The sequence below is a fragment of the Bacillus sp. Bwzl_19 genome (assembly GCF_054900515.1).
Window position 1 is genome coordinate 1,954,663 of sequence record NZ_CM142729.1, and the last position, 15,123, is coordinate 1,969,785.

The 15,123-nt window shown below is 44.9% G+C and carries 18 protein-coding genes; 5 read left to right on the forward strand and 13 right to left on the reverse strand.

The window, feature by feature from the left end; all coding sequences use genetic code 11:
* Positions 1-18: 18 nt before the first annotated feature.
* A complete protein-coding gene (locus ACW5MY_RS10285; protein WP_013352637.1) occupies positions 19-2,265 on the reverse strand; it encodes a DEAD/DEAH box helicase in 2,247 nt (748 codons plus the stop codon).
* Positions 2,266-2,364: 99 nt separating this feature from the next.
* The gene (locus ACW5MY_RS10290; protein WP_013352638.1) at positions 2,365-2,871 is read right to left on the reverse strand and encodes a PTS sugar transporter subunit IIA; all 507 of its coding nucleotides are present in this window, start codon (positions 2,869-2,871) and stop codon (positions 2,365-2,367) included.
* Between the two features lie 136 nt (positions 2,872-3,007).
* On the opposite strand from ACW5MY_RS10290, the gene ACW5MY_RS10295 reads away from it, so the two are divergent.
* Positions 3,008-3,421, forward strand: a complete 414-nt coding sequence (locus ACW5MY_RS10295) for an Hsp20/alpha crystallin family protein (RefSeq protein WP_013352639.1) — start codon at positions 3,008-3,010, stop codon at positions 3,419-3,421.
* 29 nt (positions 3,422-3,450) lie between these two features.
* Here the strand turns inward: ACW5MY_RS10295 and ACW5MY_RS10300 are convergent, their stop codons facing one another.
* Positions 3,451-3,864 (reverse strand): YppG family protein, encoded by a 414-nt coding sequence (locus tag ACW5MY_RS10300; protein WP_174201956.1) that lies wholly within the window; start codon positions 3,862-3,864, stop codon positions 3,451-3,453.
* A gap of 188 nt (positions 3,865-4,052) precedes the next feature.
* On the opposite strand from ACW5MY_RS10300, the gene ACW5MY_RS10305 reads away from it, so the two are divergent.
* The gene (locus ACW5MY_RS10305) at positions 4,053-4,235 is read left to right on the forward strand and encodes a YppF family protein (RefSeq protein ID WP_003153532.1); all 183 of its coding nucleotides are present in this window, start codon (positions 4,053-4,055) and stop codon (positions 4,233-4,235) included.
* Positions 4,236-4,273: 38 nt separating this feature from the next.
* Here ACW5MY_RS10305 and ACW5MY_RS10310 read toward each other — a convergent pair whose 3' ends face one another.
* Positions 4,274-4,642, reverse strand: coding sequence for a YppE family protein (locus tag ACW5MY_RS10310; RefSeq protein WP_013352641.1), 369 nt, complete (start codon positions 4,640-4,642; stop codon positions 4,274-4,276).
* A gap of 45 nt (positions 4,643-4,687) precedes the next feature.
* Entirely contained in the window at positions 4,688-4,930 is a 243-nt protein-coding gene (locus tag ACW5MY_RS10315; RefSeq protein ID WP_013352642.1) for a DUF5446 family protein, read from the reverse strand.
* A 204-nt stretch (positions 4,931-5,134) separates the two neighbouring features.
* Here ACW5MY_RS10315 and sspM point away from each other — a divergent pair, with 204 nt between their 5' ends.
* Positions 5,135-5,239 (forward strand): acid-soluble spore protein SspM, encoded by a 105-nt coding sequence (gene sspM / locus ACW5MY_RS10320; RefSeq protein WP_013352643.1) that lies wholly within the window; start codon positions 5,135-5,137, stop codon positions 5,237-5,239.
* A 42-nt stretch (positions 5,240-5,281) separates the two neighbouring features.
* Here sspM and ACW5MY_RS10325 read toward each other — a convergent pair whose 3' ends face one another.
* Complete coding sequence (locus ACW5MY_RS10325; RefSeq protein WP_289393685.1) at positions 5,282-6,244, reverse strand: DUF2515 domain-containing protein; 963 nt, start codon at positions 6,242-6,244, stop codon at positions 5,282-5,284.
* A 41-nt stretch (positions 6,245-6,285) separates the two neighbouring features.
* Between ACW5MY_RS10325 and recU the strand changes: the two genes are divergently transcribed.
* Positions 6,286-6,894: a Holliday junction resolvase RecU gene (recU, locus tag ACW5MY_RS10330; RefSeq protein WP_014470057.1), complete on the forward strand. Its 609-nt coding sequence runs from the start codon at positions 6,286-6,288 to the stop codon at positions 6,892-6,894.
* 38 nt (positions 6,895-6,932) lie between these two features.
* On the forward strand, positions 6,933-9,713 hold the full coding sequence (locus tag ACW5MY_RS10335) for a PBP1A family penicillin-binding protein (protein WP_013352646.1): 2,781 nt from the start codon (positions 6,933-6,935) through the stop codon (positions 9,711-9,713).
* Between the two features lie 77 nt (positions 9,714-9,790).
* Here ACW5MY_RS10335 and ACW5MY_RS10340 read toward each other — a convergent pair whose 3' ends face one another.
* The 7 genes from ACW5MY_RS10340 to ACW5MY_RS10370 all read right to left on the reverse strand — a co-directional run bounded on the left by ACW5MY_RS10340 (position 9,791) and on the right by ACW5MY_RS10370 (position 15,047).
* Complete coding sequence (locus ACW5MY_RS10340) at positions 9,791-10,282, reverse strand: YpoC family protein (RefSeq protein WP_013352647.1); 492 nt, start codon at positions 10,280-10,282, stop codon at positions 9,791-9,793.
* Complete coding sequence (gene nth / locus ACW5MY_RS10345; RefSeq protein WP_013352648.1) at positions 10,279-10,938, reverse strand: endonuclease III; 660 nt, start codon at positions 10,936-10,938, stop codon at positions 10,279-10,281. The genes ACW5MY_RS10340 and nth overlap by 4 nt, the downstream gene beginning before the upstream one ends.
* 18 nt (positions 10,939-10,956) lie before the next feature.
* Entirely contained in the window at positions 10,957-11,655 is a 699-nt protein-coding gene (dnaD, locus tag ACW5MY_RS10350; RefSeq protein WP_013352649.1) for a DNA replication protein DnaD, read from the reverse strand.
* A gap of 94 nt (positions 11,656-11,749) precedes the next feature.
* Positions 11,750-13,042, reverse strand: coding sequence for an asparagine--tRNA ligase (gene asnS, locus ACW5MY_RS10355; RefSeq protein WP_013352650.1), 1,293 nt, complete (start codon positions 13,040-13,042; stop codon positions 11,750-11,752).
* A gap of 134 nt (positions 13,043-13,176) precedes the next feature.
* On the reverse strand, positions 13,177-14,358 hold the full coding sequence (locus ACW5MY_RS10360) for a pyridoxal phosphate-dependent aminotransferase (RefSeq protein ID WP_014470056.1): 1,182 nt from the start codon (positions 14,356-14,358) through the stop codon (positions 13,177-13,179).
* A 22-nt stretch (positions 14,359-14,380) separates the two neighbouring features.
* Positions 14,381-14,866 (reverse strand): cell wall elongation/penicillin-binding protein regulator TseB, encoded by a 486-nt coding sequence (gene tseB, locus ACW5MY_RS10365; RefSeq protein ID WP_289393686.1) that lies wholly within the window; start codon positions 14,864-14,866, stop codon positions 14,381-14,383.
* 10 nt (positions 14,867-14,876) lie between these two features.
* Positions 14,877-15,047 carry a YpmA family protein gene (locus tag ACW5MY_RS10370; RefSeq protein ID WP_003153512.1) on the reverse strand — a complete coding sequence of 57 codons (171 nt, stop codon included), beginning with the start codon at positions 15,045-15,047 and terminating at the stop codon, positions 14,877-14,879.
* Positions 15,048-15,123: the final 76 nt, after the last annotated feature.

Here is a 15,123-nt window from a genome sequence, read left to right on the forward strand (position 1 = left end):
TCTCGTCCCCCTTTTCTTTTACACGTAATTTAAGAGCCGGAGAATCGCTTTCTTTGCATCAATTCCCTCTATTTCAGAGCCGATGCAGGAAGGACATCCGTCTTGACATGGACATTGTCTGATCAGACGCTCAGCCCCTTCATTGATTTCATCAAATCGTTTGTATACTTCATCAGCAAGTCCGATTCCGCCCGGATAATGATCATACAGAAAGATTGTCGGCAATCCCGTATGAGCGGCTTTGATCTGCGGCACGACATGTACATCATTTCGGTCGCACATGACGTATACAGGCACGATATGCTGCAGGACGTGAGCAATGCCTAAAAGGAGCTGTTCAAGCGTTTTTTCACCGATCTCCGAATCCGTCTCTTTTAATTCAAGCCACGCTGCACTGGTATGCAGCTCTTCTTCAGGAAGATGAATCGGTCCTGATCCTATATTTTCAAATGTCGTCATTTTAATTTTTTTAAATATCGTCGGAAGAGCGTTTACTGTCACGTCACCGAAATGTATGGCCGTTTTCCTTCTGCTTTCTGATCTGTCAATTTCCAGCACTTTCAGCTGCACCGCTAAATTGGCATCCGTATAATATTCGACATCGACTTTTCGCACGTATGCTTTTTTGTGCTCCCAATCAAGCTTTTCAACCTGGTACTGCACTCCTTCATGAAGATAAATCGCTTCATCATGAAGAAGCGTCATCGCGCTGAATCTGTCCATTTCTCCGATAATTTTTACATCAGCCGTTTCTGACCGATCAACGATGACCACGTTTTCCTGTGAGGCCGAACGGAGACTGATGTTTGAAGCGGGAAATGATTCGCTCGCCCAGTGATAGCGTTCACGGTTTTCGTGAAGGACGCCTTCTTCCTCTAAATACTCGAGAATGTCTCTTGCATCATTTTCTCCGAAAGTTTCATCGGCTCTGAAAGGCAGCTCATACGCAGCGCATTTCAGATGATCGACCAGTATAATGAGATTATCAGGGTTTATCCGTGCAGATTCTGGAGAGCGTTTAAAGAAATAATCAGGATGGCGCACAATATATTGGTCAATCGGATCAGAATTCGCCACCATTACAATCAGCGCCTCTCCCTGCCGCCGTCCGGCCCGGCCCGCCTGCTGCCATGCGCTCGCGACACTGCCCGGGTATCCCGTCATCACACAGACCTGAAGCTGGCCGATATCAACGCCGAGCTCCAGTGCATTTGTGCTGACAACACCGAGAATGCTGCCGTCTCTTAACCCCCGCTCTATTTCTCTTCTTTCTTTCGGAAGATATCCGCCGCGATAGCCTCTGACAGACTTCGCGCCGATTTCTTTTTTTACGATTTCCTGAATGTGGCTTAAAATAATTTCAACCCGGACACGGCTTCTTGCAAAAACAATCGTCTGAATCTTATTTTTCAAAAACGTTTTGGCAAGTTCGTTCACTTCCACAGTGGCGCTTTTTCGAATATGCAGCGGTTTATTCACAATCGGAGGGTTGTAAAAAGCAAAGTGCTTTCTTCCGCTCGGGGCACCGTTGTCGTCAATCAGTTTCACAGAATTTCCCGTCAGCTGCTCCGCCAATTCTCTCGGATTGGCGATTGTGGCGGATGTGCAGATAAATAACGGCGTGCTTCCGTAAAAAGCGCAGATTCTCATTAAACGGCGGATGACGTTCGCCACATGGCTGCCGAATACGCCGCGGTACGTATGTAATTCGTCAATGACGATATATTTCAGGTTTTCAAACAGACTCACCCATTTTGTATGGTGGGGGAGAATCGCTGAATGAAGCATATCGGGATTTGTAATGACAATGTGTCCGGCTTTTCTGACCTTCTGCCTGATGGCCGGAGAGGTATCGCCGTCATAAGTGAAGCTTTTGATGTCCATGCCCGTCTCATCTATGATTTCGTTCAGCTCGCTTTTTTGATCCTGCGCGAGCGCCTTTGTCGGAAATAAATAAAGCGCGCGGCTTGAGGAATCTTCCGCGATAGACTGGAGAACCGGAAGATTATAGCACAAAGTTTTACCGGAGGCCGTCGGTGTGACGGCCACAATGCTTTCTCCGGTTTGAACCGTTTGAAAAGCGGAGTATTGATGTGTAAACAGCCGCTCGATCCCCCTCTTTTTGAGAGCCGCCCGGATTTTCGGGTTTACCTTATCCGGCATTGGCATGGTTTTCGCCTCCCGCGGCTCCTCTTCATGCCAATGCACAATATTTTCATGATCTTTTAATTCCTGAATCAGTTCGCTCAGTGATTTTTTCTTCATCGTCCACACCTCTTTATGAGGTACAGTTTACCGAATATTTGTTTGCCTGGCTAGATGAAAATACTGCACAAGAAAAAAAGCAGGGGAATAGCCCCCTGCCTACTTCATTTTTATTGTAAAAAGCTCTGTTTGTCCTTTTTTCGCCTCATTTGCGCCTGCAAATTGCAAAGGCTCTGCGGCATCACCGTTCATAATTACCATAGGGATGACGGTGCTGCTTGCTTTTTCTTTTATTAAATCCAGATTGCAGGTTAAAAGCAGGTCGCCTGTCTTGACTTTGTCTCCCTCTTTTACATGGGCTTCAAAACCTTCGCCGTTCATGTTTACGGTATCTAAACCGACATGTATCAAAAGTTCCGCTCCGGAAAGGGTGCGGATGCCGACAGCGTGTTTTGTATGAAACAGCTGAATCACTTCCCCCTCAACCGGTGAAACAATGTCTCCGTTTGCAGGTTCGACGGCGATCCCGTCCCCCATCATTTTTTGTGAAAATACGGGATCCGGCACTGAAGCCAAATCCATCACCGCTCCGTCAGCCGGAGAAAAAATCACTTCCTCGGCCGGCTTTTTCCGGCTGTCTCCCAATCCGAATAATTTTTTCAGCAATGTGTTGTGCTCCCTTCCTAAATCTGAATCCGTTACCAGTTTATTCTCCACTATTTAACCATACTTTCTTTTTTCCTTCAATTCTTAACCATACGGGATAACATCGCATAGTCTGTTGTAAAAAGGCGGTGGTCATATGGATCAAAATGAAAACGATAAACGTTATTTAGAAAGAAATGAAGACATCATCAGCCATGCGATGGATCATTTTTTTCAATCAGGCACCTTCTCAGAATTGATGCAGGGCTTTCAGCATCTTGTCAATTCGGCTTTCACTGAAGCACAAGTGACGATTGACGTCAGGGAAGAGCCTGCGGGCCTCTCAGTTGACATCAGCATCCCTCAGACATTCCGTGACGGGGATATGCTGGTGGAAACGAAAGAACGCTACCTTCACGTGACTATTCGGCATGATCATAAGCAGGCGCATTCATCCCATATGTCTTCAAGCATGACAAGAACCGTTGTCCTCCCTTATGAAGTGCGTGAAGAAGATATGGAAACATCCTGGAATGAGCAGACGCTTACCCTCTTTTTCCCTAAAAAATAAGCATGAATGATATCTATCATTCATGCTTTTTATTTAAAGATACTGGTAAATCCTTTCACAAGCGATCCGACCTGGTTTACGGCGCTTACCATCTGCCCTGTCGTATCCATCATTTTATTAAAGTCAAACTGTCCGTTCGTCTTTTTAAACTGGGAGAGTATGCCTGAGAATTGGGAAGGCTGCTGCTGATTCGGTCTGGGAACGGGGTAAGGATTCACAAATCCCGGCGGTCCCCCGGGCATGCCTGCCTGAGGAGGAGCGAGATTATACGTCTGCTGCATTTGACCATATTCCTGATTTGGATAAAATTGCGGCGGAAACTGCCCTTGCTGATGATACTGCTGCTGCAACGGCTGCTGCAACGGCTGAATCTGCTGCGGATAGAAATAGCCCATTGGCTGCTGCTGGTACATATTTTGATATGGCTGCGCTCTCCATTGCATGTGACATTCCCCCTATACCTCTCACTAAGTTTTCTTCTATATATGTATGAATTCCGCCTTGGTTATGTGCTTTCGGAGAGCCTCATCTTTGTCAAATGCTGTCGAAAGTCTTAATTTTTTAAAAACAGAAAAAAGTCGAATCGTTATGTTAACATAATCTCAACATACATGAGAGGGGATGCACCATTATGAACGTATCATACTTAAGAAAACGTTTTGCAGAAGTGAAAAAATATGAAACAGATTGTGCAGATAAACTGATGGACTTTGCAAAGTTTCTCTATATTCAAGGCCATCTCACGGCAACCGAATTTCGAAACAGTATGAAGGTTCTCGAAGCAAGTGGAGCAGAAAACCCGGCGTATGAATAACATACCCGCCCCCTTTATATAAAAGAAGGCAGCTATTTTCAGCTGCCTTCTTTTTCAATTTCATCCCTTAGTATACGAAGCGTATATAAAACAGATTCAGTTAAATCCTTGTATCTTTTTTTATGAATATGATGAACATATGATTGGAGCATCAGCTCTCCGAAATTTTCTGTAACGGCCTGAATTTGTGCATGATGAACGTATTTCGGACGGTTTTCCTGAATAAACGCAAGCGCTGCTTCAGTCCAAAACGCGCAAAGCCGGTCTTTTTTTTCAACGTCAGGTTTAATGATGTCAAAAAAATCATATGAACGGCCGGTTTCTTTTCCTTCCTGATACCTACTTTCGGCTTCAAGAGCCGCCTCTATCATTTGTTCTGTCAGTTCCAATAACGACTGTGTCTGCAAACGGACTCACCTCAGTACATATCGTACCAAAGATTTCGCACAAAATCAGCTAATCCGGCAGGCTCTCGGCAAATCTTTACGCCGGTCAGGCAAAAACAGATCATCAATACAAACATGAAGCTCGCGGGCCTCTTCCTCAAGGCGGGCAAGCCGTTCCTGCCTGATTTCTTCAGCTTCCGCCTGACAGGACTTAACTGCCTTGGTAAGTGTCTTTTCAGCGGCAGAAATCCGGACTTCGATATCAGAAAGCAGACGGAGAATATCGGCCTTACTCGTGTAAACAGACATTCATGTTCCTCCCTTTTATCACTTGCGTCTCTCCGAATATAATTCTCGTTTTTATACCGCTCTCCTCCGCACATGACAAAACTAGAAGGAGTTCGGCAAACAAACAGAGATTATCCTAAAAGGCGGACTTTTCGACAAAAAAGTGCCGCAAACTTTGTATGAACCGGCACGTTAATGCAAACGATACAGTTGAGGAGGTGCCGTATGAAAACGAGACCGAAAAATGCAGGTAAACAGCAAAAAAATGAAGCAAAAACAACTGATACGCTTGATAAAAAATTAGGCGGCCCAAACCGCCCTTCCACGTAAGACACCAGAGCCCGAAACCGCAGCGAACGGTTTCGGGCTTTTTCATTTCGTCAGCCACTCTTTTACCGCGAAAAGCGCATGGAGCTCACGTCTTTTCTGTAAATACCAGTCGGTCAGTTCAAGCTGTTCCGGCATTTCCTCCTGTAAAAAAGCCCCTTTCCATAACCTTTTTTGAAACCAATCCGTTTTTTTGCCGTCTAATGAGTGGGCAACAATGGGATAGGTTGTCCTCAGCATCGGTGATGTTCTTTTTTTGATGCCGATCATTTTCTCCATATCAAAGCGAGAGCCGGTATGAGGAACGGTATCAAGAAATCGGTAAAAAGAAGCGTGAAGATCAGGGCTGAACAAAAGACGGGCAAGCTGTTTTCCGAGCGTAATTCTTTCTTCCGTTTTTGAGAACCGTTTGACGGAAATTCCGTATAAACATCCGTCAAATGAGGGAAATATCACCGTATTAAAGTGAAACCAATCACTTAAATAAAAAGGAATCGTGCCAAAAACATTCTTTTTAAACGAAGGATTTTGTATAATAGGTGCTTGGATAGTGTTTTGTTCATTTATAATAAGAGCATACATGAGCCGTTCCGTATCTCCGTCACGCCAAAAACGGAGCCATTCTTCCTGCATAAAAGCCGAGACGCGGAAATAAGGGAGATGGCGGAAAAGAGGTTCGCCGATTTGTTTTGACCACTGGTAGACCAGAAGCTGAGGATAGGCATCAGAAAAAATAAGCCAATTCGCCCTTTCATACGAAAGGAAAAACCAGTTTTTCTGCCTGCTGTCAAGGCCCTCCTGGTAGAGAATGCCTCTTAAATCAGTCATCGACCAGCCCGCATTGCGGGACACAAAGGATGCCAAAAGCGACCACTTGATCTCAGGGTGGCGGTCATAATATGCTTTATAGGCATTCGTCCGGGAAACGTTATCGGCATTTTTTCTTTTCGTCTCTTTTTCAATCTGGCGAAGAATGGCGGTTACGGTCTGTCGTTTATGCACGTTCATTCACTTCCGTCACTATTAGTTTGATAAGGAGGATGGAAAAAGTGATTCGGTATCCGAATGGAAAAACTTTTCAGCCGAACAAAACGGTTTCATCCCAAAACAGCCAGAAACGGTCCCATTCATACAGTAATCGCGGCATGACCCTCGAAGACGACCTGAATGAAACGAATCAATATTATCTGGCTAACCAAATTGCTGTCATTCACAAAAAGCCGACACCCGTCCAGATTGTAAACGTCCATTATCCGAAAAGAAGCGCCGCAGTTATTAAGGAAGCTTATTTTAAGCAGTCTTCGACAACCGATTACAACGGAATTTATAAAGGGCGCTACATTGATTTTGAGGCAAAAGAAACAAAAAACAAAACGGCATTTCCCCTGCAGAATTTTCATGATCATCAGATTGAGCATATGAAGCAGGTAGTCAGGCAAGACGGCATTTGTTTTGTTATTATATCCGCTTTCGAAAAGGTTTATTTCCTCGAAGCTGACAAGCTGTTTGTCTTTTGGGAAAGAAAGGAGAACAACGGCAGAAAGTCAATTCGCAAAGACGAATTAGAAGATGCTTCCTTTCCGATTTCCCTTGGATACTCACCGAGAATTGATTATATTAGTATTATTGAACAGCTTTATTTTTCGCAGGAACAGTAGACTGAGCGAAAGGTTGATTAACGAAAGGTTGAGATGTTATGTCAGATCAATTTAAGAGCCGTGAAGAACGCCGAAAGGCAAGGCAGACGAAAAGCCCCAAGCCTTCTTCACCGAAAAAAGGCAAGAAACAGCGTAAAGGCGGTTTATTCAAAAAGATTGTACTGTCCTTGGTTATTCTGTTTGTCCTCGGCATAGTCGGCGGAGCTGCGGCATTTGCCGTTTTAGTTTCCGGTGCGCCGTCTTTGGACGAAGCCAAGCTGAAAACGCCTTACTCTTCAACAATTTACGATAAAAACGGCAAAGAAATCGCGGAAGTGGGCGGCGAAAAACGAACCTACGTCCCGATTAAGGATATACCCGATGTTGTGAAGGAAGCTTTTATCGCAACAGAGGACGCCCGTTTTTATAAGCACCACGGAATAGACCCGATCCGGATCGGAGGCGCCTTGGTCGCCAACTTTACGGATGGTTTCGGTTCAGAAGGCGGAAGCACAATCACCCAGCAGGTTGTGAAAAACTCGCTTCTGACCCACCAGAAAACGATTAAACGGAAAGCTCAGGAAGTATGGCTTTCACTGCAGCTGGAGCGCCATTATTCTAAAGATGAAATTTTAGAAATGTATTTAAACAAAATTTATTTCTCACCGCGCGCCTACGGCGTCGGTAAAGCCGCTGAAGACTTTTTCGGCGTGAAAGATTTGAGCAAGCTTACGGTTGAACAGGCAGCAACCCTTGCCGGAATGCCGCAAAGTCCGACCGGATACAACCCGGTTAAAAATCCGAAGGCTTCTGAAAAACGCCGGAACATCGTTCTCAGCTTAATGGAAAAACAAGGATTTATCTCAAATTCTGAATACCAAAAAGCAAAGAAAGTGTCCATGAAAGATGAAGGCGTCGTCAGCCAAAAGGAATACGATAAAAAGGACACAAATAAATACAGCGCTTTTGTCGAAGAAGTTATGAAAGAAATTGAGACAAAAGAAAAGAAAGACGTCGATATTTCAACTGACGGATTAAAAATTTACACGACTCTTGATACGAAAGCACAAGATTATCTTGATCAATTGATGAACGGCGACACAGTCGGCTTTACCCAAGGCATGCAGGGCGGCGTCACCCTCCTTGATACGACAAACGGAGAAATCCGCGCCATCGGAGCAGGACGAAACAGAACTGCCGGGGGATTTAACTACGCGACAGACACTCAACGCCAGCCAGGTTCAACGATAAAACCGATTCTTGATTACGGTCCGGTCATTGAAAATAAAAAATGGTCGACGTATGAGCAGATTGATGACTCAGCCTATACGTACTCTGACGGCACTCCGATTCATGACTATGACAATAAATACAGACAAATGATAACAATGCGAGAGGCTCTCTCAGACTCACGTAATATTCCTGCTCTGAAGGCATTCCAAGCAGCAGGTAAAGATAATGCCGTCGACTTCGCAAACGACTTAGGACTAGGATTAAACAAAGACAGTGTAACAGAATCTTATTCGATCGGCGGTTTTGGAGCTGATAACCCGGGCGTTTCCCCGCTGACTATGGCTGGTGCCTACAGCGCTTTTGGAAATAACGGAACGTACAATGAACCGCACGCGGTCACATCGATTGAATTTAATGACGGAACTAAGCTTGATTTAACACCGAAACCGAAGAGTGCTATGAGCGATTACACGGCATTCATGATTACCGATATGCTAAAAACAGTGGTGCAGTCAGGAACGGGTAAACTGGCTCAAGTACCGAACGTGGAAGTCGCCGGTAAAACGGGTACGACAAACTTTACTAAAGAGGATATTCAAAAATATAACATTGCTCCAGGCGGAGTACCGGATTCATGGTTTGTCGGCTACACCCCTCAATATACAGCGGCGGTTTGGACCGGTGTTGAGTCTGGTAACAAAGCAGGTAAAAAATCATTATCTTATGCAGACCAGCAAGTTGCAAAACGGATTTTCCAAAAGCTGATCTCCTATGTTGATGACGGTAAAGGAAGCTTCAAGCAGCCTGACAGCGTCGTGAAAGAAACAGTTGAGAAAGGCTCGAACCCCGCCGCTTTAGCCGGACCGAATACGCCGGATGATAAAAAAGTGACGGAGTACTTCGTGAAAGGAACGGAGCCTACTGCCGTTTCTAAAACGTACAAGAAAGAAAAAGCCAATAAACCGACAGGCTTGCAAGTGAAGTACGACAAAGACAAAAAATCATTAAACTTAAGCTGGGATTATGATGGTGATGCAACATTCAATGTCAAACAATCTGTTGATGGCGGAAGCTACAGCGACATTCAAAACAGTTCGGCAAAAGAAGCCGTCGTCTCAGATGTCACCCCTGGGTCCACATACAGCTTCCAGGTGACAGCGGAAAATGATGACGGAAAGAGCGATACGGCATCAGCATCTTTCAAAGTTCCGAAAGATGAAGAAGACAATGCAGATAAAGATAAAGCGACTGACGATGAACAGAAACCTGATGATAAGGATAAAGACAAGACCCAAACCGATGATTCAAAAACGGACGACAATCAGACGGATACGTCAGACGGATCGGATCAAACACCTACTGATGACCCGAATAAAAATCCGGATCAATCCAATCAGGATCAAACGGATAATAACAATCCGAATCAGCCTGGTAACGGGACGGATAACAACGGACAGCAAGATAACAGCTCTGACAATAGTTCCGATACCGGTTCAGATGGTTCAAAAAATCCTGACAGCGGCCAGAAGGATAAAAACCAAGACTCATCTTCAACTGTCAACGGCCAGTCAAATTCGTCAACCATCCAGTCAAATACCGCTAATTAGCGTGCGAAATCCTTCACCTCAAACAGGTGAAGGATTTTTTCATGCAAAAAAACCTCCTTAAGAGAAAAGGAGGTTTTTTATAATTTGTTCATGACTTCATATTTATGATATTGCTTTTTCATCTCCGTCATTAATTCATCCAGCTGAATAAACGAGTGAAATTGAGTCGGTTTTGTTAAAATAAACGCCATTCTCTCCGCCCAATTAATCGGTTCCGCGGGAAAATGCTTTGTTTCAAGGACAGACCAATCGAGTGATGTGACCCGCTCCCCTGCCGTCCAATGAAAAGCGGCAATCAGACAGACGATCCCTTTCAGCATGTCGTTTTGATCACATCTCGATTTCCTTGTTTGAAAAACGGGGAGCAGCGCTTCTTTCGTCTCGTTCCAAATCTGAAAAAGAAACGGAACATATTCACTCCTTTCCCTCCATGGCTGCACTTTCGGCTGGCCGCTGAAATCCATATACAGCGGATGGCGGCGCAGCACCGTTTTGATCTCGAGGTTTTCCAGATCTGTAAGACTGCGCAGGTATGTTTCATAGCCTGCCAGAATGTCAATCGCCGTCACCGTTTCACCAGTCCTTTTTTGTCACGCTTCTGCCCTTCCCTGCATAGCGAAAGCAAAGGACATTCCGCACAGCGGGGGGATTGCGCTTTACAATGATAGCGCCCGAAAAATATTAGTCTGTGATGTGTGACAGACCAATCCTCTTTCGGCACTTTTTTCATTAATGTTTTCTCTACTTCTAATACAGAGTCCTTCCAGCGGCAGATGCCAAGCCGTTTCGAGACCCGTTCCACATGAGTGTCTACTGCAATTGCAGGTACACCGAAAGCAACGGACACGACCACATTTGCCGTTTTCCGTCCGACACCCGGCAGCTTCACAAGCTCATCTCGGTCTTTCGGCACTTCTCCGCCGTACTCTTCGATAATCATTTTGCTCAGCTTTTGAATATTCTTGGCTTTATTTCGGTACAGTCCGATTGATTTAATATCCTGCTGGAGTTCTTCCAGCGGTACGGCCAAATAATCTTCGGGCCGTTTATATTTTTGAAATAGCGTTTTTGTCACTCTGTTGACGAGAGCATCCGTACATTGCGCAGATAAAGCGACTGCCACAACCAGTTCGAAAGGATTTGAATGGACAAGTTCACATTCTGCGTGCGGAAACATATCGCTGATTTTATCAAGACAATATTCAATCTGCTTTAAATTTAACACGTTTCTCTCCTTCTCATGTTACTGTTCCAGCCAATTGTAAAAAGGCACCTGCCTCGTATACTCTTTTTGCGGTTCATTTTGTTTCGTTTGAACGCGCCGGAATTTTTGGCTGTGCGCCTTCGCCTGCTCAACCGTTTTGAAGCCGTTCTTTTTCCATTCAAATAAAATCCGGTCAATATAGCGAAAACTGAGCTTTCCTGATAAAACAGCTTCTTTTAACGCATGTTTAATCAAAATCGCATCATGCTGATCCTGGTCCTGCCATATGGCCAGCGTCTCACATTCAAGCGGAGACAGCGGTCTTCCGAATTCTTCTTCAAAGATGGTGTACAGGCTTTTTTGCTCTCTTTCTGACGTTCTTTCCTGCGTTTCGTTTTGTGAATGCTGAATGTAATCATACAGCTTCGCCCATAGCGGCTGCAGAGAATATTTTTCGAACTTTATGCCGTTATGATCTTCACATTCTTCAATGAACAGAAAGCCTTTTTGAATGAACATTCTCAGACAGCTTGTACATTCTTCAGCAGAAATGGACATGCCTGATTGAAGTTCAAACGGCGTCGGAAAATAAGAGCCCTTTTCCAAATGCATTTTAATCTTCAAAAGCAGGATCAATTCGGTTTCATTCAGCCCGAGCTGCCGATAATGTGTCAGCAGCAGGTTAGGGATGCTTGAAATGCCGAGTTCCTGCATATCTATAAATTGCTGTTTTTTCATGCTTACACCTCTTACTGTAAAAGGTTATCTCCGGGAGCTTTCCCCTTTACTTAGAAAAAGTCTCCCTTACAGGAGACTTCGTTTTTTATAACTATTACGGATACAGACGGTTCAGAAGTCTTGGGAACGGAATCGTTTCACGCACGTGAGGCGCTCCGCTAATCCAAGCCACTGTCCGCTCAAGTCCGAGGCCGAAGCCGGAGTGCGGAACAGAACCGTATTGTCTGAGTTCAGCATACCATTTGTACGCATCTGAATCCAGACCGTGCTCTTTTAATCTTTCTTCCAATAAATCCATATCATGAACGCGTTCTGAACCGCCGATGATTTCCCCGTAGCCTTCCGGAGCGATCAAGTCCGCACATAACACGACATCGTCACGATCTTTAGCAGGCTGCATATAAAACGGTTTTAATGACGTCGGATAATGAGTGATAAACACCGGTTTGTCATAGCTTTCCGCGATCGCTGTTTCATGCGGCGCACCGAAGTCATCTCCCCATTCAATATCGTCGAATCCTTTTTCTTTCAGGAATTCGATCGCTTTATCATACGTAATGCGCGGGAACGGCGCTTTGATTTGTTCAAGCTTGGACGTGTCTCTACCTAATGTGTTCAGCTCGATCTTACAATTTTTCAGGACGCTTTGTACGATATAAGCAACATAATTCTCCTGAACTTCAAGGTTTTCTTCAAATTCGACAAATGCCATTTCAGGCTCAATCATCCAGAATTCGATGAGGTGGCGTTTCGTTTTTGATTTTTCCGCTCTGAATGTCGGTCCGAATGAGAATACTTTTCCAAGCGCCATTGCTGCAGCTTCCATATACAGCTGGCCGCTTTGAGACAAGAAGGCGTCTTCATCAAAATATTTCGTCGCGAACAGCTCAGTCGTGCCTTCAGGAGCGCTTCCCGTCAAAATCGGCGGATCAACTTTCACGAAGCCTTCTTTGTTGAAAAATTCGTAAGTCGCACGGATGATTTCGTTGCGGATTTTCATAATCGCATGCTGGCGTTTCGAACGGAGCCATAAATGTCTGTGGTCCATTAAGAATTCCGTGCCGTGCTCTTTAGGTGTAATCGGATAATCAGTCGCTTCGTGAATGACTTCAATGGACGTAACCGCAAGCTCATAGCCAAGCGGTGAACGCTCGTCTTCTTTTACAATCCCTTTTACGTAAAGTGACGTCTCCTGCGTCACTGATTTTGCGATTTGGAAGATGTTTTCTTCAACTTCAGCTTTGACGACAACTCCCTGAATGAAGCCCGTACCGTCTCTCAGCTGTAAAAATGCGATTTTACCGCTTGAGCGTTTATTCGCGACCCAAGCTCCAATCGTTACTTCCTCGCCTGTGTGTTTATACACTTGGTTGATTGTTGTTTTCAAAATCTTTCCCTCCAGAACAAGAAAGACATTCAGGAATCTGCCTGAATCTCTTTTTTCATCACTTTATTATACCCGTTCTACTCTTACGGGGTCAATGCAGATGAAAAGCGGCTTCAAAAGCCGCTTTTTCAGAATCAGCTGTGTTTTTCCGTAAAGCGGCGGATTCTCTCGACCGCTTCTTCTAAAAGATCAAGTGACGTTGCGTAAGATAAGCGGACGTTGTCTGGTGAACCGAAGCCCGAGCCCGGCACGATGGCGACCTTTTCTTCTTCCAGAAGCGCCTTCACGTATTCATCGACATCTTTAAATCCGCAGTTTTCTGCTGCCGCTTTGGCGTTAGGGAACAAGTAAAACGCCCCTTCAGGCTTGACACAGGTAAATCCGGGAATTTCACTGAGCTGAGCGTAAATCGTATTCAGTCTGTGCTCAAATGCCTGCCTCATCTCTTCCAGCGGCTCAGCCGGCCCGTTGTATGCCGCAATGGCGCCGTATTGAGCGATGGACGTCGGATTTGATGTGCTGTGGCTCGCAAGGCTCGTCATCGCTTTGATAATCGGCTCGGAACCGGCCGCATAACCGATTCTCCAGCCCGTCATGCTGTGGGATTTCGACACGCCGTTAATGATGATCGTCTGCTCTTTCAATTTATCTGAAAGCTGTGCGATTGAGACGTGTTTTTTTCCTCCGTATGTAAGCTTCTCATAAATCTCGTCAGAAACGATCAGAATGTCATGCTCCAGGCACACTTTTCCGAGTTCTGCAAGCTCTTCTTTCGTATACATGACACCTGTCGGGTTGCTCGGTGAGTTGATAATGATTGCTTTGGTTTTCTCCGTGACCGCCTGCTTCAGCTGCTCCGGTGAAATTTTAAACTGATTGGACTCCAATCCTTCGATATAGACGGGACGCCCTCCCGCCAATTTCACCTGCTCTGGATAGCTTACCCAGTAAGGAGTCGGTATAATCACTTCATCCCCTTCATCGAGAATGACCTGAAATAACGTATACAGGGCGTGTTTCGCTCCGGTGCAGACAATGATTTCAGACGGTTGATATTCAATTCCCTGATCATTTTTGAATTTTTCAGCGATACTGTCTTTCAGCGCCGGCAGACCGCCAGAAGGCGTATATTTCGTATGTCCTTCATTCATGGAACGCACCGCGGCATCTATAATGTGCTGAGGCGTATTAAAATCCGGTTCTCCTGCTCCCAGGCCGATGACATCATGGCCTTCTGCTTTCAGCTGTTTCGCTTTTGCGGTAATTGCAAGTGTTGCAGACGGTGTTAATGCGGATACTCTTTTTGCCAATTTCAACTTGAACTCCCCCTAATACGTCTCACGGTGTGATGTTTTTGAGAATCTTGCCGCTTGTAAAGTCCACATAGCTAAAACTATATTGCCCGTTTTTGTTGATGTAGGTCACTTCCCACAGCAGGACATCATTTTCTCTCGCCAGGTGGACGTCATTCAGCTTGGAAACAAGCCCTGCGTCCTGAACGATCTTGGCAGCCTTGCCGCTTGAAATGCCGTCACTGGCTTTTTTCGAGAGAATTTTTGCTTTTTTGTCGGCCGGAACCCATACATACATGTCTTTTCCTTGTTTATCCGTTCCGGAAACAACGTAATACTTCTGTTTACCGACAAAGGTTTCCACTTTCTCAGCATCTGTCAGATTCGTTTTTTCTTTAGCGGCAGCGGCAGCTGTTTCGTGGCCTTCTTCTTTTTGAGCCATTGCAGATTTAAAAATGCTGGCCGAATATAAAAGAACTGCTAAAAAAATAATACCAAATACGGCTGTAAATATTAATGCTTTTTTTCTCATCTTTTTTCACCTATGTGCGATAAATGGTGAAGACCGCTTCATTTTGATTTTCTTCGTCAAGCGCAAGTCCGAACATCAGATTGTCCCTTTTCAAAGTCCGGTTTAATGTATCGACGATTTTATATAAATCATCCGAATGCTCCACATTAATCGTAGAAAGAATCTCAATTTTGCTTTCCATTTTTATACCCTCCATCGGTCGAACAAATTTTGTTAGTCATAACGGGATACACGCGCGGCATAATAAAATCACAAGG

Bases quoted from the DNA above. Each gene is read 5' to 3' on its own strand.
- ACW5MY_RS10285 (WP_013352637.1), bottom strand. From the start codon at position 2,265: ATGAAGAAAAAATCACTGAGCGAACTGATTCAGGAATTAAAAGATCAT.
- ACW5MY_RS10295 (WP_013352639.1), top strand. From the start codon at position 3,008: ATGGATCAAAATGAAAACGATAAACGTTATTTAGAAAGAAATGAAGAC.
- ACW5MY_RS10300 (WP_174201956.1), bottom strand. From the start codon at position 3,864: ATGCAATGGAGAGCGCAGCCATATCAAAATATGTACCAGCAGCAGCCA.
- ACW5MY_RS10305 (WP_003153532.1), top strand. From the start codon at position 4,053: ATGAACGTATCATACTTAAGAAAACGTTTTGCAGAAGTGAAAAAATAT.
- ACW5MY_RS10315 (WP_013352642.1), bottom strand. From the start codon at position 4,930: ATGTCTGTTTACACGAGTAAGGCCGATATTCTCCGTCTGCTTTCTGAT.
- sspM (WP_013352643.1), top strand. From the start codon at position 5,135: ATGAAAACGAGACCGAAAAATGCAGGTAAACAGCAAAAAAATGAAGCA.
- ACW5MY_RS10325 (WP_289393685.1), bottom strand. From the start codon at position 6,244: ATGAACGTGCATAAACGACAGACCGTAACCGCCATTCTTCGCCAGATT.
- ACW5MY_RS10335 (WP_013352646.1), top strand. From the start codon at position 6,933: ATGTCAGATCAATTTAAGAGCCGTGAAGAACGCCGAAAGGCAAGGCAG.
- dnaD (WP_013352649.1), bottom strand. From the start codon at position 11,655: ATGAAAAAACAGCAATTTATAGATATGCAGGAACTCGGCATTTCAAGC.
- tseB (WP_289393686.1), bottom strand. From the start codon at position 14,866: ATGAGAAAAAAAGCATTAATATTTACAGCCGTATTTGGTATTATTTTT.
- ACW5MY_RS10370 (WP_003153512.1), bottom strand. From the start codon at position 15,047: ATGGAAAGCAAAATTGAGATTCTTTCTACGATTAATGTGGAGCATTCG.